At 63.1% G+C, this 16,471-nt stretch carries 11 protein-coding genes and 3 tRNA genes; 3 read left to right on the forward strand and 11 right to left on the reverse strand.

Annotated features, from left to right (window positions below; translation table 11 throughout):
• Positions 1 to 36: 36 nt before the first annotated feature.
• From S6FBBBH3_RS09115 to tig, 6 genes are all read right to left on the reverse strand, one after another.
• Positions 37 to 113: transfer RNA gene (locus tag S6FBBBH3_RS09115), tRNA-Asp, on the reverse strand.
• A 108-nt stretch (positions 114 to 221) separates the two neighbouring features.
• Positions 222 to 297: transfer RNA gene (locus S6FBBBH3_RS09120), tRNA-Val, on the reverse strand.
• Positions 298 to 538: 241 nt separating this feature from the next.
• Entirely contained in the window at positions 539 to 3,028 is a 2,490-nt protein-coding gene (lon, locus tag S6FBBBH3_RS09125) for an endopeptidase La (RefSeq protein WP_232008779.1), read from the reverse strand.
• A gap of 185 nt (positions 3,029 to 3,213) precedes the next feature.
• The gene (clpX, locus tag S6FBBBH3_RS09130; RefSeq protein WP_120177448.1) at positions 3,214 to 4,539 is read right to left on the reverse strand and encodes an ATP-dependent Clp protease ATP-binding subunit ClpX; all 1,326 of its coding nucleotides are present in this window, start codon (positions 4,537 to 4,539) and stop codon (positions 3,214 to 3,216) included.
• Positions 4,540 to 4,558: 19 nt separating this feature from the next.
• Positions 4,559 to 5,143, reverse strand: a complete 585-nt coding sequence (gene clpP / locus S6FBBBH3_RS09135) for an ATP-dependent Clp endopeptidase proteolytic subunit ClpP (protein WP_120177449.1) — start codon at positions 5,141 to 5,143, stop codon at positions 4,559 to 4,561.
• A gap of 384 nt (positions 5,144 to 5,527) precedes the next feature.
• Complete coding sequence (gene tig, locus S6FBBBH3_RS09140; protein ID WP_120177450.1) at positions 5,528 to 6,859, reverse strand: trigger factor; 1,332 nt, start codon at positions 6,857 to 6,859, stop codon at positions 5,528 to 5,530.
• A gap of 488 nt (positions 6,860 to 7,347) precedes the next feature.
• On the opposite strand from tig, the gene S6FBBBH3_RS09145 reads away from it, so the two are divergent.
• The 3 genes from S6FBBBH3_RS09145 (at position 7,348) to S6FBBBH3_RS09155 (ending at position 8,753) form a co-directional block, all read left to right on the forward strand.
• Positions 7,348 to 7,908: a hypothetical protein gene (locus tag S6FBBBH3_RS09145; protein ID WP_120177451.1), complete on the forward strand. Its 561-nt coding sequence runs from the start codon at positions 7,348 to 7,350 to the stop codon at positions 7,906 to 7,908.
• 66 nt (positions 7,909 to 7,974) lie between these two features.
• Positions 7,975 to 8,059, forward strand: a tRNA-Leu gene (locus S6FBBBH3_RS09150).
• Positions 8,060 to 8,261: 202 nt separating this feature from the next.
• Positions 8,262 to 8,753, forward strand: a complete 492-nt coding sequence (locus S6FBBBH3_RS09155) for a Panacea domain-containing protein (protein WP_120177452.1) — start codon at positions 8,262 to 8,264, stop codon at positions 8,751 to 8,753.
• Between the two features lie 732 nt (positions 8,754 to 9,485).
• Here the strand turns inward: S6FBBBH3_RS09155 and S6FBBBH3_RS09160 are convergent.
• The 5 genes from S6FBBBH3_RS09160 to folC all read right to left on the reverse strand — a co-directional run bounded on the left by S6FBBBH3_RS09160 (position 9,486) and on the right by folC (position 16,236).
• Positions 9,486 to 10,553, reverse strand: a complete 1,068-nt coding sequence (locus tag S6FBBBH3_RS09160; RefSeq protein WP_232008780.1) for an urease accessory protein UreE — start codon at positions 10,551 to 10,553, stop codon at positions 9,486 to 9,488.
• 152 nt (positions 10,554 to 10,705) lie between these two features.
• Complete coding sequence (purF, locus tag S6FBBBH3_RS09165) at positions 10,706 to 12,235, reverse strand: amidophosphoribosyltransferase (RefSeq protein WP_120177453.1); 1,530 nt, start codon at positions 12,233 to 12,235, stop codon at positions 10,706 to 10,708.
• A 190-nt stretch (positions 12,236 to 12,425) separates the two neighbouring features.
• Complete coding sequence (locus S6FBBBH3_RS09170) at positions 12,426 to 12,968, reverse strand: CvpA family protein (RefSeq protein ID WP_120177454.1); 543 nt, start codon at positions 12,966 to 12,968, stop codon at positions 12,426 to 12,428.
• Positions 12,969 to 13,261: 293 nt separating this feature from the next.
• On the reverse strand, positions 13,262 to 14,773 hold the full coding sequence (locus S6FBBBH3_RS09175) for an SPOR domain-containing protein (RefSeq protein WP_120177455.1): 1,512 nt from the start codon (positions 14,771 to 14,773) through the stop codon (positions 13,262 to 13,264).
• Positions 14,774 to 14,919: 146 nt separating this feature from the next.
• Positions 14,920 to 16,236 carry a bifunctional tetrahydrofolate synthase/dihydrofolate synthase gene (folC, locus tag S6FBBBH3_RS09180; RefSeq protein ID WP_120177456.1) on the reverse strand — a complete coding sequence of 439 codons (1,317 nt, stop codon included), beginning with the start codon at positions 16,234 to 16,236 and terminating at the stop codon, positions 14,920 to 14,922.
• Between the last annotated feature and the right edge of the window lie 235 nt (positions 16,237 to 16,471).

The raw sequence follows: 16,471 nt of genomic DNA on the forward strand, positions 1-16,471 counted from the left end.
TTTTATATGCCGACCCTTTCGGATCGACGGCGGCGTTGGCGGAGTGGACGGGACTCGAACCCGCGACCCCCGGCGTGACAGGCCGGTATTCTAACCAACTGAACTACCACTCCGCAGCACGTTTTCTTTGGCGTAATCGCCGAAGAGAAGACGAATTATACGGGAACTTCGGAGATTGTCAAGAGTCGTTGAAAATTTTTTTATCGTCTCCCGATCGATTGTGGTGGGCGCTGAGAGTCTCGAACTCCCGACCTTCGCCGTGTAAAGGCGTTGCTCTACCAACTGAGCTAAGCGCCCGTCTCCGACACCGATCGACTCGGAATCGTTCCGGTTCCGCGAGTCGGAGAAGTCCGAATCGCAGAGCGGGGAACTTTACCATAACCCGATCGAATTTGCCAAACCCGACACTCGAAAAAAAATCGGAGCGGCCCCGAGGGGTCGCTCCGATGATTTCGACGCGGAATAGTTCGCTGCGGGACCGGTTCATCGAAGGGCCCTCGGGCCCTCAGGCCATCGGGCGAGGCGGTCCCCGCTGCCTTTACGCGGGCTGCGCCGACGCGGGAGCGGATTCGACGCTCGCGGGGGCGGGCGGAACCGCACCCTGAGCCTCGGGCTTCTTGTCGGTCGCCGCGGCCGTCGCGTTCGCCGCGAGCGGTTCGGGCATCCGCACGAGCGCTTCCTTCAGCACGTCGTCGATTGTCTTCACGTAGACGACCTTCAGATCCTTCAGCACGTCTTCGCCGATTTCCTTCATGTCCTTGCGGTTTTCGTCGGGGACGAGCACCGTGCGAACGCCGCCGCGGGCGGCCGCGAGGAGCTTTTCCTTCAGGCCGCCGATGGCGGTAACGCGACCGCGCAGGGTGATTTCACCCGTCATGGCGACGTCGCTGCGCACGGGGATGCCCGTGAGCGAGGACACCATGGCAGTCGTGATCGCCGCACCGGCCGAAGGACCGTCCTTCGGGGTCGCGCCTTCGGGGAAGTGCACGTGCCAGTCGGTCGAGTAGAAGACGTCGCTCGGGATGCCGAACGAGGCCGCACGCGAACGCACGACGGAGCGCGCCGCTTCGACGCTTTCCTTCATGACGTCGCCGAGGCTGCCCGTACGGATCACGTTGCCCTTGCCCGGGAACGTGACGACTTCGACGTTCAGAATGTCGCCGCCCACGCTCGACCACGCAAGACCGTTCACGTACCCCACGGCGGGAGCGCGTTCGGCTTCGGTGATATCGTACTGACGGATGCCGAGGTACTTCTCGACCGCCTTGTCGTCGACGACGATCGGCAGTTCGGGCTTCCCTTCCTTCTTTTCGAGTTCCTCAAGGAGGATCTTGCGAAGGATGCGACCGATCGTACGTTCGAGCTGGCGCACGCCCGCTTCGCGCGTGTAGTAGCGGATCACCTCAAGGATCGCCGAGCGCTCGATGCGCACTTCGTCCTCTTTGATGCCGCAGGCGCGCATCTGCTTGCCGACGAGGTGCTGTTCGGCAATGTGCACCTTCTCGTCTTCCGTGTAGCCTTCGAGGTCGATCACTTCCATACGATCGAGCAACGCCGGCGGAATGTTGTACGAATTCGAGGTCGCCACGAAGAAGACGTCCGAGAGGTCGAACGGCAGCTCGACGTAGTGGTCTTCGAACGAATTGTTCTGTTCGGGGTCGAGCACTTCGAGAAGCGCCGAATTGGGGTCGCCGCGCACGCCGCCCGAAATCTTGTCGATTTCGTCAAGGAGGAAGAGCGGATTGCGAACGCCCGCCTTCATGAGGTGCTTGATGACCTGCCCCGGCATCGCGCCCACGTACGTACGGCGATGACCGCGGATTTCCGCTTCGTCGGCGATGCCGCCGAGCGCCATGCGAACGTAGTTGCGGTTCGTCGCGCGCGCGATCGAACGACCGAGCGAGGTTTTGCCCACACCCGGACCGCCCACGAGGCAGAGAATCGGCGCCTTCATCTTGTCCTGGCGCTTCTGAACGGCCAGGTACTCGAGAATGCGTTCCTTCACCTTCTTGAGACCCCAGTGGTCCTCGTCGAGGACCTGACGGGCGTGCTCGATGTCGGAGTTGACTTCGCACTTCTTCGTCCACGGCAAGTCGAGAAGCGTGTCGACGTAGCCGCGCACCACGGCCGCTTCGGCCGCCGTGGGCGACATGCCCTTCAGACGACGCACTTCTTCGAGCGCCGCCTTTTGCACCTCGGCGGGGAGCTTTGCTTCGCGCACCTTCTTTTCGAGCGCGGCCGTGTCGTCGGGACCGTCCTCGTCCTCGGACATGCCGAGTTCCTTGCGGATGGCCTTCATCTGCTCGTTGAGGTAGTACTCGCGCTGATTGCGGTCCATCTGATCCTTGACGCGCATCTGGATGCGGCGGTCGATCTGACCGCTTTGCTGCAGGCGCTGCATGAGCTCAAGCAACATGTCGAAGCGCTTGAAGGGATCGATTTCGCGAATGAAGGCGATGCGCTCCTCGGTCGAGAGCGGAAGCACGGCCGCTGCGAGGTCGCAGCAGAGCACGGGATCCGACTCTTTCTCGATGGCTTCGAACACTTCGGCCGGAACCTTGCGGTCGCCCGAGAGGAAGTGGCGCACGCCGCTCACGAGCGACACGCGGAAGGGCGCGAGCTCGTTTTCGGGGGCGTCGAGCGTCGGAATGTCCTCAACGACCGCTTCGTAGTAATCCTTGTCGGGATCTTCCGAACCGGGGAGGACAAGGGACTTGAGCGAGCAGCGCGTCAAACCGCGCACGAGCCCCTTCACGGAGCCGTCGGGCAGGCGCAGAAGCTGCGTGATTTCACCCACGACGCCCACGTCCCAAAGGTCTTCGGCCTTCGGTTCGTCGACTTCTTTCTGGCGTTGCGTGAGCAGGACCACCTTGGCGTCCGTTTCCTTCAGCGCGGCCTGAGCGGCCGACACCGAAACCGGTCGCGACATGAAGACGGTGGTCATCGTATTGGGCCCCACCACCATGTCGCGAAGCGGCACCACGGGCAGACGCTGCGGTGTTCCCGGGGAATTGAACTTGTTGGTCAAAGTTGTAGTTCCTAAAGAATTCTGTCGGTACGTCTTATATGGGGACGGCTCCGCGGGTTTTCAATGCGAAACCGCCCGCACGACGAAATCGGCGCCGATGGGGCGAAGCCCGGCCTCCGAAAGCCGGGCGTCGGGCGCAGGCCAGTCCCCGCGAAAGGTCGCCCCGGGCGTCCGGTCGGGCACCGTCAGGCGGAAGGCGCCTGCGTGCCGCGACGGAAGATTTCGGGCTTCGCCGTCTTGCGAACGGCGTCCTTCGTCACGATCACGCGCTCGACGGGCTCTTCGGAGCCGGGGAGTTCGAACATCGTATCGAGAAGGATGTCCTCCAGAATCGAGCGAAGACCGCGGGCGCCGGTCTTGCGTTCGATCGCGCGGCGGGCGATTTCCTGCAAGGCGTCGGCCGTGAATTCGAGCTCGATCCCTTCCATCTTGAAGAGCGCCTGGAACTGACGCACGATGGCGTTTTTGGGCTCCGTCAGGATGCGGATGAGGGCCTGTTCGTCGAGGCTGTTGAGGCACGTGATGACGGGCAGACGGCCGACGAGTTCGGGGATCAGGCCGAAACGCACGAAGTCCGAGGCTTCGACCTTCGAGAAGATGTCGGTCGCTTCGCGTTCGCGCTTCCCGTGCACGGTACCGCCGAAGCCGATCGTGCTCTTTTGCGTGCGCTGCTCGATGATGCGTTCCATCCCGTCGAAGGCGCCCCCGCAGATGAAGAGAATCTGCGTCGTGTCGACTTCGATCATCGGGCGGTTCGGGTGCTTGCGCCCGCCCGCTTCGGGCATGCGCGCCACCGTCCCTTCGATGAGTTTCAGAAGCGCCTGCTGCACGCCCTCGCCCGAGACGTCGCGCGTGATCGAGGGGTTCTCGCTCTTGCGGGCGATCTTGTCGATTTCGTCGAGGTAGATGATGCCGCGCTGAGCCTTTTCGATGTCGCCGTCCGCGGCCTGAACGAGGCGCGCGACGATGTTTTCGACGTCTTCGCCCACGTAACCGGCTTCGGTGAGGGTCGTCGCGTCCGCGATCGCAAAGGGCACGTCAAGCGCGCGCGCCAGCGTCTGCGCGAGGAGCGTCTTCCCGGAGCCCGTCGGCCCCACGACGAGAACGTTCGACTTCTGAAGTTCGACTTCGCGGTCCTTTGCGGCCGCGTCGCCCTTTTCGTCGAGCGCCTTCAGACGCTTGTAGTGGTTGTAGACCGCAACGGAGAGCGTGCGCTTCGCGTGCTCCTGACCGATCACGTACTTTTCGAGGTGTTCGTAAAGTTCCTTCGGGGTCGGGAGCTTCTTGGGTTCGGCCGCGGGCGTCTCGGGCGTTTCGGCCCCGGCCCCGGCTTCGGGCGCGGAAGCGGCCGCCGCTTCGCCCGCCGACTTCGCGCGCGATTCGACGACCTTCATCATGTTGCGCACGCAACGGTCGCAGAGGTACGTGTCGGGACCGACACCGAGAAGCGTTTGGCAGGCACTCTTCGGGCGACCGCAGCACGAGCACGTCAGTTCTTTCTTGCTATCCATGGTGAACCGGGCGTCCTTCTTACGGACGCTTCGTCAAAATTTCGTCGATGAGGCCGTATTCGAGCGCTTCCTGGGCCGACATGAAGTTGTCGCGGTCCGTGTCGCGCACGAGATCTTCGTAGCTCTTTCCGGTGAATTCGGCCATGAGCTCGTTCATCTGGCGCTTGATGAGAAGCAGCTGGCGGGCGCGGATTTCCACGTCGCTCGCCTGGCCTTCGGCGCCGCCGAGCGGCTGGTGAATCATGATGCGCGAATGCGGCAGCGCGTAGCGCTTGCCCTTTTCGCCCGCCGCAAGGAGGAAGGCCCCCATCGAAGCGGCCATCCCGAGGCAGATCGTATTGACCTTGGGACGAATGAAGCGCATCGTGTCGAAAATCGCCATCCCGGCGGACACCGACCCGCCGGGGCTGTTGATGTAGAGCGAAATGTCCTTGTCGGGATCTTCGCTTTCAAGGAAAAGGAGCTGCGCGACGATGAGCGACGCCGACTGATCGTTCACGTCCGTGTTGAGAAAGACGATGCGGTCGCGCAGAAGGCGCGAGTAAATGTCGAAGCTGCGTTCGCCGCGGCCGGAATTTTCAATAACGATGGGTACGAGTGACATCGCGACCTCTGTTGATTCTTGGGGGTGTGCGACACGAGCCCCGAAGGCTCGGTTTCGCTCCTCGTTTGTTCGGAAAAGGCGCCGCGCATCCGCCCGAGGGCGGTTCGGGGCGCAAAGTGCGTCCATTATCGCGGAGAATTCGTTCCTCTGCTCGGTGGGGCGTTCGGCTTCGACGCGTTCCGTACGAATGCGCGAAGAAAGCGGCACGATCGTGTGCTCCCTTCGGTCCGCGCTCGGCGCGTTCGAGCGACTTTTTCAAAACGACAAAGGAGAGGTCCCCGCAGCGGGAAGCCTCTCCTCTTCGCTCCGAATCTTCGGGGCCGGGCGAACCCGAGCCCGAAGTCGGCAGGCGCACCCCGCCCGAAAGCGGGGCGTCCGAGAGCCTTAGAACTGGCTCTTCATCACGTCTTCGAAAGCGACCTGCTTCGTTTCGGTCTTGGCGTGAGCGAGAACCCATTCAACGAGCTTTTCTTCGAAGATCTGCGCGCCGAAGTTCTGGCGGGCGTTGGCGTTCTTCAGAGCGAAGTCGACGAATTCGGCCGGGTTTTCGTAGGAAACGGCGAAACGTTCGGCACGGGCCTTGATTTCTTCGTCCGTCACTTCGAACTTGGCTTCTTCCTGGACCTTGTCGGCGAAGAGACCGAGGCGGATGCGACGTTCGGCCTGTTCCTTGAAGAGGTCGGCGGGCGGGAGGCTCTTCATCTTCTTGACGTCGAGACCGCGGGCTTCGAGGTCGCGCAGGCTCTGCTGCAGGAGGTTCTGTTCTTCGTTGGCGACGAGGTCGGCGGGCAGACGGAAGGTGAGGACCTTCGCGACGGCTTCCATCACGCGAGCCTTCGTTTCGTTTTCGACGCGAGCCGAAACTTCACGGGCGAGGTTCGTCTTGATTTCGGCGCGCAGCGCTTCGACGCCGCCTTCGACGCCGAGGGACTTCGCGAATTCTTCGTCAACTTCCGGGTACTTCGGTTCGGCGACTTCGGTCACCTTGACTTCGAATTCGGCGGTCTTGCCGTTGAGGCTCTGGAGACCGTAGTTTTCCGGGAAGGTGAGCGGGAAGGTCTTTTCTTCGCCGGCCTTCATGCCCTTGACGGCTTCTTCGAATTCGGGGAGCATGCGGCCTTCGCCGAGAACGAAGACGTGGCCTTCGGCCGTGCCGCCCTGGAAGGCGGTGCCGTCGATCTTGCCGACGAAGTCGAGCGTGACGCGGTCTTCGTCCTGAGCGGCGCGATCACAGGCGGTGTATTCGGCACGCTGCTTGATCATCGTCTTGATCGTGGCGTCGACGGATTCGTCCGTCACTTCGCATTCGAACTTGGTGAGTTCAACCTGCGAGAGGTCGGGCAGATCGAATTCGGGGAAGACTTCGAACGTGGCGACGAAGTGCATTTCGTTTTCGTCGTTTTCCGTGCCCGGCTTGATGGCGATGCGGGGAGTACCGGCCACCTTGAGACCGGATTCGCGGGAAGCGTCGACCCAGGCCTGGGAGACGAGCTCGTTGATGGCTTCGTCAAAAGCCTGCATGCCGTACATGGCACGAACCTGCTTCATCGGAACATGGCCCTTGCGGAAGCCCGGCATGCGGACGTTCTTGGCCTGCTTCACAAGCTTGCGTTCGGCGAGTTCGTTGGCGGCGGAGGTCGCAATCGTGAGTTCGAGGGTACGCTCGAGGGGATTGACTTCGACCTGTTCGACGGCCTGTTCATTCGTTTCAGTCATCGCTATTTCTTCGCAAAAAGATCCTGGCCGGTCGGCCGGATGCGTGATGGGAAAAAGTCCGCCGACACCACCCTGGCGTCCGGCGAGAATCCGGTAGTTCCGCCCGGCTTGCGCCCGGGGCGGCGCGCCGACGCTCCGAAAAGCGTCGCGCGAGTTCGTCCGCCCGAAACCCGCACGCGGGCGGCAGACGAATCGAAGCATTGCATTATAACGGAGTCCTCCCGCCACTGCACTTCGCGGCCTCGCTCCGAGGGCCGACCGTCCCGACGGAAATCAGGAAGTTGCGTGCGTTTTTCCGTCTTTGCCCGCACGGCAGTCCCTTCGAAGAAAACGACCCGCGTTCGATCGGTAACACTTCCCGAGTCCGCCATGTATGACAAGGGGGCGTTGCCTTGGTAAACTGCATTCCCCGATGCGACGCGACGGATTTCGCGCCGCACCGCACCCGGCCTTCCGCTCCCGAATCACGACTCGGTTTCCGTTTTTCCATGACGCCTCATTTCATCCGCACGGGGAATTGCGCCCGTCTTCTCGTTGCCGCCCTCTTCATCGGAACCCTCGCGGGCTGCGCCGTTCCCCCGCCCGCCCAAACCGAGGAAGCCCCCGCCTCCGAACCCGACCCCGTCGTCAACGAGCAGGAACACCGCGCCCTTGACGCGCTTTCGGACCGTTTCGAGGCCGTGGGCGTTCGGATGCGCGCCATTTGCGTCTCGCCCGAAAACCGGGCCTACTTCAACAAAACCGCCTGTCTTCCCTCGGGCATCACCGAAGAGATGACGAAGGACACGAGTCGCATCACGAAAGCTCAGAAGCGCGCGGCCGAACAGGTCTTCAAGGCGACGCACGAGCTCAACGAAGAAACGCGCGACCTCATGCTCAAGTCCGGAATCCCGAGCTACATGGACGACGCAATCGAATCGCGCCGCACGATCGACCCCGCCATCAAGGACCTCCAGAACCGGCTCCTCTCGGGGAAAATCACCTGGGGCGAATACAACCGCGAGCGTCGCGAGCTTGCGGCCCGCAGCGCCGAGAGCCATCACGAATGATTCGCCTCACATCCGACGGGAGGAAACGCGGCGGCGCCGAATCCGCTAGAATTACCCTCCTCCCGTGCGGGAGTGGCGAAATTGGTAGACGCACCAGGTTTAGGTCCTGACGCCTTCAGGCGTGCCGGTTCGAGTCCGGCCTTCCGCACCACAATACATATATCCGCTATCGACGACCATAATCCACAACAAGATGTTGTGCGTCTTGACAGTCGGCAACAATCGCTCTCTGCAAAATCACTGCACGACTACTGCACGCAGCGGATGCGGATCGACTCCCGCCTCGGGCACGGCAACACAGCGTTCGCGCGAGCATCGGAACGCACCCATTTCTTTCGTAACGGGAGGCGTTGATGAAGAGTACAGCACTCGCTCCCCATGACAGCCTCCGCGTGATGGCCTATCTCATTCGGCGATGCCGTCGGCTGGGGATCGAAGTCGACGCAACGAAGCTCCAAAAACTCATGTACTGCTGCTACGGCGTGTGCCTGGCGATTCTCGACCACCGTCTCTGCGACGAAAGTCCGGAAGCGTGGCAGTACGGTCCGGTTTTTCCGCGAACGCTTCGGCAGTTGAAGCTCAACGGCGTCGATTTCGTCGAGACCGCATTTGAGGACCCTGCGCTCGAAACGGCGCTGCCCGAGGACGTCGTGCAGGCCGTCGATCAGACACTGACGCACTTCGGAAAACTCTCCGCCGCACAACTTTCGGTGTGGTCCCATAGTCCGGGTTCCCCGTGGAGTCTCGCTTCCGACGACGGAGCGCATCTTTACGATCAAATCCCCGACGCCACCATCCGAACCTATTTCGCAAGCAACGTCGTCACGGTCAACGCCGAAGCTTGACTTCGGTATTTGAAGCACCATGCTCGCATGGGTTTGGTAGCCGAGCCAGGCGCTAACGATGGGAACGAAGCCGCCGGGATGGGGGCCCAAAAGTCCGGAAAGCTCGACCGTTCCAGGCTCTGTAGTCTCGTCACACCAGTCTCCTCCGAAGGCATGTGTATATTGATTGCCTAACAGAAACCGTACCACCAAATGCCGAGAGGATTAAAACACGTAGCGAACGATCAAAAGAATCAGGATGGCGTAAATAATTACGCCCCAGCAAAACGACATCGTTCCCACAAAAGTTTTAATTAAGCGACCGAACATCGTGCCACCTTTGCAGTCTGACGCATAGCGCCCTAGAACCATTTTACCCGCGTAGGTAAAATGGTCGGCCTAAGGCCTCCGAGCAATCGGTAGCCTCATCAACGTCGAAGATCATTTTAACAACGTTGTTAAAATGATCGGCCAACGGTGGGAACGAAGCCGCCGGGATGAGGCGCCAAATTCGAAAAGCTCGACTGATCCAGGCTCTGTAGTCCCGTCACACCTGGCTGTCGGGCTTTTCTTTTGCCGTTGGCCGAACTGCCGCAAAGGAAGCGGGAATTTTCGGATTCGACCGCAACTTAAGGTCGCAAAAAAGCCTCGACATCGCATCGGATCGTCGAGGCTTTGCTTTTCGTCGAAGCCCAGGCGGAGGACGACGCCTCCGCCGATTTCAACTCGGGACTTCGACGGATGCGCGGCGCCTTACTTCTTGCAGCAGCAGTCGCCTTCCTGCTTCTGGGCGTTGGCTTCGTTGCCGCAGCAGCATTCGCCCTCGCCATGGTGGTGGCCTTCGCCGCCACAGCAGCATTCACCTTCACCGTGGTGGTGGCCGTGACCGCCGCAACCGCACTCGCCTTCGCCGTGGTGATGGCCGTGGCCGCCGCAACCGCATTCGCCTTCACCGTGGTGGTGATGGCCGTGACCGCCGCAGCCGCATTCGCCTTCACCGTGGTGATGGCCGTGACCGCCGCAGCCGCATTCGCCTTCACCGTGGTGGTGGCCGTGGCCGCCGCAACCGCACTCGCCTTCGCCGTGGTGATGGCCGTGGCCGCCGCAACCGCACTCGCCTTCACCGTGGTGGTGGCCGTGGCCGCCGCAACCGCACTCGCCTTCGCCGTGGTGATGGCCGTGGCCGCCGCAACCGCACTCGCCTTCACCGTGGTGGTGGCCGTGGCCGCCGCAACCGCACTCGCCTTCACCGTGGTGGTGATGGCCGTGACCGCCGCAACCGCATTCGCCTTCACCGTGGTGGTGATGGCCGTGACCGCCGCAGCCGCATTCTTCTTCACCGTGATGGTGATGATGGCCGTGGCCGCCGCCGCAACAGCAGCCGCCTTCGTGACGAACGAGACGGATCGGGTCGAACGGGGCTTCTTCTTCCGCGACTTCGAGACCGATCATGCCGAGCATCTTCGCGAGGTTCGGCAGCGGGAGAACCGCAAAGCCGTTTTCGGCGTCGGCGATGCGCACGCCGCGATTGATCAGCGCGGCGGCGGCTTCACGCATGACGTTGATGTCGCCCGTCACGTGAAGGATCGGTTCGACGGCCGGACGAACCACCCAGAGGGCGCCCGTTTCGTCGATGAACACGTCGTTCACTTCGAGCGGGCGGCGTTCTTCAACGGCCACCGTAACGTCGCCGAGTTCGGTCGAGATGACGTCGGGCCATTCGGCACGTTCGGCGGAGGTGAGAAGAAGCGCGTGGGCGCGTTCGAGAAGAACCTGAGCGGGAGCAGCCTCGGGGGGCAGGAGCTTCGTAAGGGTCGTCATGTGAATGAAACCTCTGAATGAGAGTTCGCCCCGGCAAGGCCGGGGCGAACTCGATAAAGACTGAAGTGGACCTATTTTACCCGTCGAATCTCGAACGGGAAGAGGTCGGAAACAGCCTTTTACGGCGTAGTGCGTAGGGATTAGTACCCCTATCAGGCGAGGGTCGACTTCCCTTCTCCGGCCTCGTCGCCCTCTTCATCGGGGGCGGGCTTTGCGACGGGAGCATTGCGCGCGGCGTCGAGTCGGGCGAGGTATTCGTCCGTGATGTCGCCCGTCACATAGACGCCGTCGAAGCACGAGCAGTCAAAGCGCGGCACGTCGGGGTTCATGTCGTGCAGAGCCCCCTTCAGGCCTTCGAGCGTCTGGTAGACGACGGCGTCGGCGCCGATCGCTTCCGCCACGGCCGCTTCGTCCTTGCCGTCGCCGCAGAGGAGTTCGCTCTTCGTGGGCATGTCGATCCCGTAGACGTTCGGGAACATCACGCGCGGAGCCGACGAGGCGACGAAGACCTTCTTCGCGCCCGATTCGCGGGCCATGCGCACGATTTCGCGCATGGTCGTGCCGCGCACGATCGAGTCGTCGACGAGGAGGAGGTTCTTCCCTTCGAATTCGACGGGCATCGCGTTGAGCTTCTGACGGACGCTCTTCTTGCGCACGGCCTGGCCGGGCATGATGAAGGTGCGACCGACGTAGCGGTTCTTGATGAAGCCTTCGCGGTAGGGGATGCCGAGTTCCTGCGCGAGCTGCTGGGCGCACGGACGGGAGCTGTCCGGAATCGGCATCACGACGTCGATTTCCGAGAGGTCGAGCTTTTCGCGAACGGTCTTCGCGAGGTATTCGCCGAGCTTCAAGCGCGCGCCGTAGACGTTGATGCCGTCGATCGTGGAGTCGGGACGGGCGAAGTAGACGAATTCGAAGGCGCAGGGGTTGAGTTCGGCGTGTTCGGCGCACTGACGAACGGAGACGTTCCCCTTGAGGTCGATCCAGATCGCTTCGCCCGGCGCGATGTCGCGTTCGACCTTGAACCCGAGACCGATCATCGTCACGGATTCCGAGCTCACCATGTGTTCGATCGAGCCGTCTTCGGCCACGTTCGTGCCGTAGCAAAGCGGACGGATGCCGTGCGGGTCGCGGAAGGCGAGAAGGCCCTTGCCGGCAATGACGGCGCAGCACCCGTAGGAGCCGCGCACGCGACGGTGCACGGCCGCAACGGCTTCGAACACGCCTTCGGCGTCGAGGCTCTTCGTCTGCGTGACGCGCGAGATTTCCGTGGCGAGCACGTTGAGGAGCACTTCGGAGTCGCTCGTCGTGTTGATGTGACGACGATCCGTTTCGTAGAGTTCCTGCGTGAGTTCGGCGGCGTTCGTGAGGTTGCCGTTGTGCGCGAACATGATCCCGTAGGGAGCGTTCACGTAGAAGGGCTGGGATTCCTGGTTGGAGCTTGCGCACCCCTGGGTCGGGTAGCGCACCTGACCGATCCCGATATTGCCCGTGAGGTCGCGCATGTTGCGCGTGCGAAACACGTCGCGCACGAGCCCCATGGCCTTGTACATGTGAAAGTGAAGTCCGTCGAGCGTGGCAATGCCCGCCGCGTCCTGACCGCGATGTTGCAGGAGGTGCAACGCATCGTAGATGCGCTGGTTCACCGGTTCCCGGGACATCATGGCAACGATACCGCACATAGTCGTGATCCTTGAAGAGGGAGAACTTCCCCGCACGTGAAGGGGTGCGCGGGAAGCTGGATTAACGAAAAGCGAAAAATAAAAAGACTCCGAAATTTTTTCGGAGGTTCGAAACTTTGTTCGGTCCCCAAACGACCGATGGGCCGTGAGGTCGTGCGGTCGCGCACGCCCGTGAGGCCCATCCGTAATGTCAGAGTCCGAGCTCCTTCAATTTGTCGGTCATCTCAACGGCGACCCGCCCAGCGGGCGTTCTCATCGAGGCGATGCCCTCGGGGAGGTACGGCATCGACCAGTCGATCACCGTTTCCGCGGGCGCGATGAGGATCGACTGTCGCCACATCCGGCTCGCGCGCACGTCGTCGATCATGCCGAAGACGAAAACCGCCGCACACACCGCCACGATCCCGCGGGTGAGACCGAAGACGGCGCCGAGCACCCGGTCTTCGAACGTCACTTCCGCCACTTCGAGCATCTTGCGCATGAGCGTGCCGAGAAGCCCGAACGCAAAGAGCACCGCCACCACGATGCCGGCGCCGGCAATCAGCACGCGGGGAATCGTTCCGAGGCTCTCCAACGGAATGCGATCCGCGAGTTCGGCCGAGAAATTGAGGGCGAGCAGAATGCCGACGATCCAACCGGCTACGGCGAGCGTTTCCCGGACGACGCCGCGAACGACGCCGACGATGGTGGAAAGAAAGAGAAGCGCCAGAATGATCCAGTCGATTTCCGTCATGGGAGGGCGGGGAGAAAGGTGGGCGGGTCGGGGCGGGGGAGCGCGGGAACCGAGGGCTCTCAGTGCTCCGTACGATCCGACACGAAAGGGATCCGAAAAAGTGCGCTTATTCTAGCGAAATTGCGCATAGACGGGCGTCTTTGAGGAGAGCTTTGCGTCGGGCGCAAGCTTCGCGCGCAAGGTTCCCGAAGTCGGTGCGGCACCGACAAAACGGGCCGCCCGTCATGACGCCCGAAGGGCGTCGGGAGGGAGGCCCGTTTGAAGTAAGAGCGAAGCGACAACGCTTCCGCGCTTTATTGCTGGCCGACCATCGGCTTCTGAGCGATGCCGTTCAGAACGATCGTCCCCTTGGCGCCTTCGGCTTCGCGCGCGTCCTTGAAGAGACCGACGCGAACGCGCCAGAGGGTCGCGCCCGGTCGCTCGACCGGAACGCGGTAGGCGGGCAAACCCAGAAGCGCGAGGCGCTTCACGTACTTTTCGGCTTCAAGTTCGGAGCTCGTCGCCACGATCTGCACGTAGTAGCCCTTGCCGGTCGGGGGCGTGATGCCGACCGAGCGCACGGGCTTCTTTTCCGCCTCGGCTTCGGCCTTCGGCTCGTCCTTCGCGCCTTGAGCGGGCGCCTTGGCGTCGGGCTTCGCTTCGGGCTTTTCGGGTTTGGCCGCGGACTTTGCGGGCTTTGCGGGCACTTCGGGCTTCGCGTCGACCTTGGCGGGCGGCGTAACGGGGGCGGTAACGGGCGCCGTTTCGGCGGGCGTTTCCGCGGGGGCCGTACTCGGCACCACGTCGGGCACGTCGAGCGGAGTCGACTCCGTCGGCACGGGCGGAATTTCCGTTTGCATCGGAAGCTCGTCGTAGCTCGATTCGCTGTCGAGCACGAAAGGCGCCGCCACGACCACCGCCATCAGGAGGGCCGCGGCCCCGACGAGGCGATGACGCGTGCGACGACGGGCGGCGAGCTCTTCGTCGGAGGGCACTTCAACCTGAACCATCTTCGTGCGCTTCGGCGCGACGGCCTTGTCGCGCGGCACGGGCTTAGCGATCGGGGTCTGCGCTTCCACGTCGGCGCTCTTCGCGGCGGAGGCCGCAGCCGTGAAACCGCGGGACTGAGCCGCATCGGAGGCGCTCGGCGCCGCGCGGAAGGATTCGACCGCGGGGGAGGCGGGAGCCGCAGAGGGAGCGGACGGAGCCGCAGGCGCAACGGGAGAAACGGGCGGAACCGAAGCCGCGGACGCCGCAAAACCCGCGGACGCGGTGTTCGTGCCGGTCGTGTGGCTCGTGTTGTTGCTCATACCGGCAGCCCCGAAGGAGGCGCCGAAGCCCGTACCCGCAAAGGACGAACCGGAAGCGGAGCCCGCCGTCGAAGGAGCGGTCGGAGCGGCGCTCGAAGCGGCACTCGCGGGGAACGGGGACGCACCCGTCGAGAGCGCGGCGGGCGTTCCGGGCATAGCGGGCGACGAAGGAGACGAGAAGGTCTGCCAGGGGTTCACGCTCGCCGCATCGGCCGTACCGGTCGTGGGCGCCGAGGGCATGCTCGGAATATTGAAGGGATTGGCCGCGCCGGGGGCCGTCGGAGAAGCCGGAACCGTCGGAGCGGTAAAAGCGCTCGCCACGGAGGGCGCGGCGCCCGAGATCGCGTCGACGCCCGCTTCGGGGGCGTTCGGACGGGGACTCATCCCCTCGCCGCTCGGCTGCCCGAGCACGGGCTCCTTCGGTTCGTCGAACGCATCAAGCTCGGCGCGACCGGGTTCGATGCGTTCGCCCTGCGTTTCGGACGTCTGCTTGCGAAAGCGATTGAAGAAGGACATCTCGGAATCCTCGTGCGGCTTTTTTTTGGGGGCTCTATGGGTTTTGTCGGACGTTGAGGGCGGCGCCCCCGAAGGCGTCCCGGTAGTCGGGTCTCGGGCATCCTCGTTCGGTGCCCGTCGGGGGGGGGGGGGGGGGGCCGTCGATCTCAGCGCCGAACGCCTTCGCGCGCGAGCACTTCGAGAGCCGCCGTGACGGTCACAAAGGAGCCGAACACGATGATTCTAACAGTGCGATTTCCCGCGCGAGCGCCGATTTGTAAGGCTTCGTGCCGAGCCGCGGCAAGCGCTTTCTCGACGCTCTCATACGTGCGGATGCGGTCGCTCTCGACCCCGGCTTCGCGCATCGCGCCCGAAAGCTCCTCGGCGCTTGCCGCACGCGGCCCCGTGAGGCTCGCGACGAACCATGCGTCGAAGGACGAGCGCAAAATCTCGGCCACCCGTCGCATGTCCTTGTCGTGCAGCATCCCGAAAACGGCAAGCGTCGTCTCGCCCTCGCGGCGCGTGAGGTCGATGTTGCGCCGGAGCACTTCGGCCGCCTGCGGGTTGTGACCCACGTCGAGAATCGTGCGGCAGGGGGTGTCGGTCACGTGCTCGAACCGGGCCGTGATGCGAACGTTCGTGAGGCCCGCTTCCACGGCGCGACGCTCGACGGGAAGCTTCTCGACAAGCGCGTCGACGATACCGAGCACGCCCGCGGCGTTCCGATACTGGTTTTCGCCTTCGAGCGCGGGCTTCGGGAGCGCATCGAACTTCAGCGTGCGACCGCGGAAGTCGAAGGTGCCGTCCTCGCGCACCTCAACCGCAAAGTCGCGCCCGACCCGGCGGAAGTCGGCCTTGATCGCTTCGGCATGGTCCGAAACCGTCGCGGGGACGTCCGCGTCGGCGCAAAGCGACGGAATTCCGGGACGGTAAATGTGCGCCTTTTCAAGCCCGATCGCTTCGCGGGTCGTCCCGAGAAAGGCCGTGTGGTCGATCCCGATCGTCGTGATGATCGCCGCCGTCGGGTCGATCACGTTGACGGCGTCAAGTCGCCCGCCGAGACCCACTTCGAGGATGACGACGTCGAGGTTCGAGCGTTGGAAGAGCTTCAGAATGCCGAGCGCCGTGAATTCGAAGTAGGAAAGCGTCATGTCGCCGCGCGCGCGTTCGACTTCTTCGAAAACTTCGGAAAGCTCTTCGTCCGTCGCTTCGCGCCCGAAGATGCGGGCCCGTTCGTTGAAGCGCAGCAGGTGCGGCGACGTGTGCATGCCCGTACGGTACCCGGCCGCGCCGTAGATGCTTTCGAGCATCGCACAGGTCGACCCCTTCCCGTTCGTGCCCGCCACCGTGACGACGGGGCACGAAAAGCGGATGTCCATCCGTCGAACCATTTCCCGCATGCGCTCAAGCCCCATGTCGATGGGTTTGGCGTGCAGGGCTTCGATATGAGCGAGCCAGTCGTCGAGCGTGGCGTACGAGGTCATGAGTGTGTGTCCCGAATGTGTATGTGATGAGTGTTCGTTTCCGTTTGGCGCGTCGTGCGCATTGTGCGGCCTTCCCGGTTTTCGCTTTCTTCGGCGCCGGGTCGAACGGCGCCGCAAAACGACTCCCTTCGCAAGGCCGACCTTCGAACGGAATTTCGCATGATAGCGCCGCACGGCATGGCCGACGAAAGTCGCCGCGCGTTTCATAATGTGTTGAAAGCCCCGCGCCCTCGGG

Source organism: Sutterella megalosphaeroides, from assembly GCF_003609995.1.
GTDB classification, from domain to species: Bacteria; Pseudomonadota; Gammaproteobacteria; order Burkholderiales; family Burkholderiaceae_F; genus Sutterella; species Sutterella megalosphaeroides.

What these genes read in the sequence shown, in the direction of transcription:
- S6FBBBH3_RS09145 (WP_120177451.1), top strand. Translation starts at nt 7,348, where the DNA reads ATGACGCCTCATTTCATCCGCACGGGGAATTGCGCCCGTCTTCTCGTT.
- S6FBBBH3_RS09155 (WP_120177452.1), top strand. Translation starts at nt 8,262, where the DNA reads ATGAAGAGTACAGCACTCGCTCCCCATGACAGCCTCCGCGTGATGGCC.
- tig (WP_120177450.1), bottom strand. Translation starts at nt 6,859, where the DNA reads ATGACTGAAACGAATGAACAGGCCGTCGAACAGGTCGAAGTCAATCCC.
- S6FBBBH3_RS09175 (WP_120177455.1), bottom strand. Translation starts at nt 14,773, where the DNA reads ATGTCCTTCTTCAATCGCTTTCGCAAGCAGACGTCCGAAACGCAGGGC.
- S6FBBBH3_RS09160 (WP_232008780.1), bottom strand. Translation starts at nt 10,553, where the DNA reads ATGACGACCCTTACGAAGCTCCTGCCCCCCGAGGCTGCTCCCGCTCAG.
- clpP (WP_120177449.1), bottom strand. Translation starts at nt 5,143, where the DNA reads ATGTCACTCGTACCCATCGTTATTGAAAATTCCGGCCGCGGCGAACGC.
- purF (WP_120177453.1), bottom strand. Translation starts at nt 12,235, where the DNA reads ATGTGCGGTATCGTTGCCATGATGTCCCGGGAACCGGTGAACCAGCGC.
- clpX (WP_120177448.1), bottom strand. Translation starts at nt 4,539, where the DNA reads ATGGATAGCAAGAAAGAACTGACGTGCTCGTGCTGCGGTCGCCCGAAG.
- folC (WP_120177456.1), bottom strand. Translation starts at nt 16,236, where the DNA reads ATGACCTCGTACGCCACGCTCGACGACTGGCTCGCTCATATCGAAGCC.
- S6FBBBH3_RS09170 (WP_120177454.1), bottom strand. Translation starts at nt 12,968, where the DNA reads ATGACGGAAATCGACTGGATCATTCTGGCGCTTCTCTTTCTTTCCACC.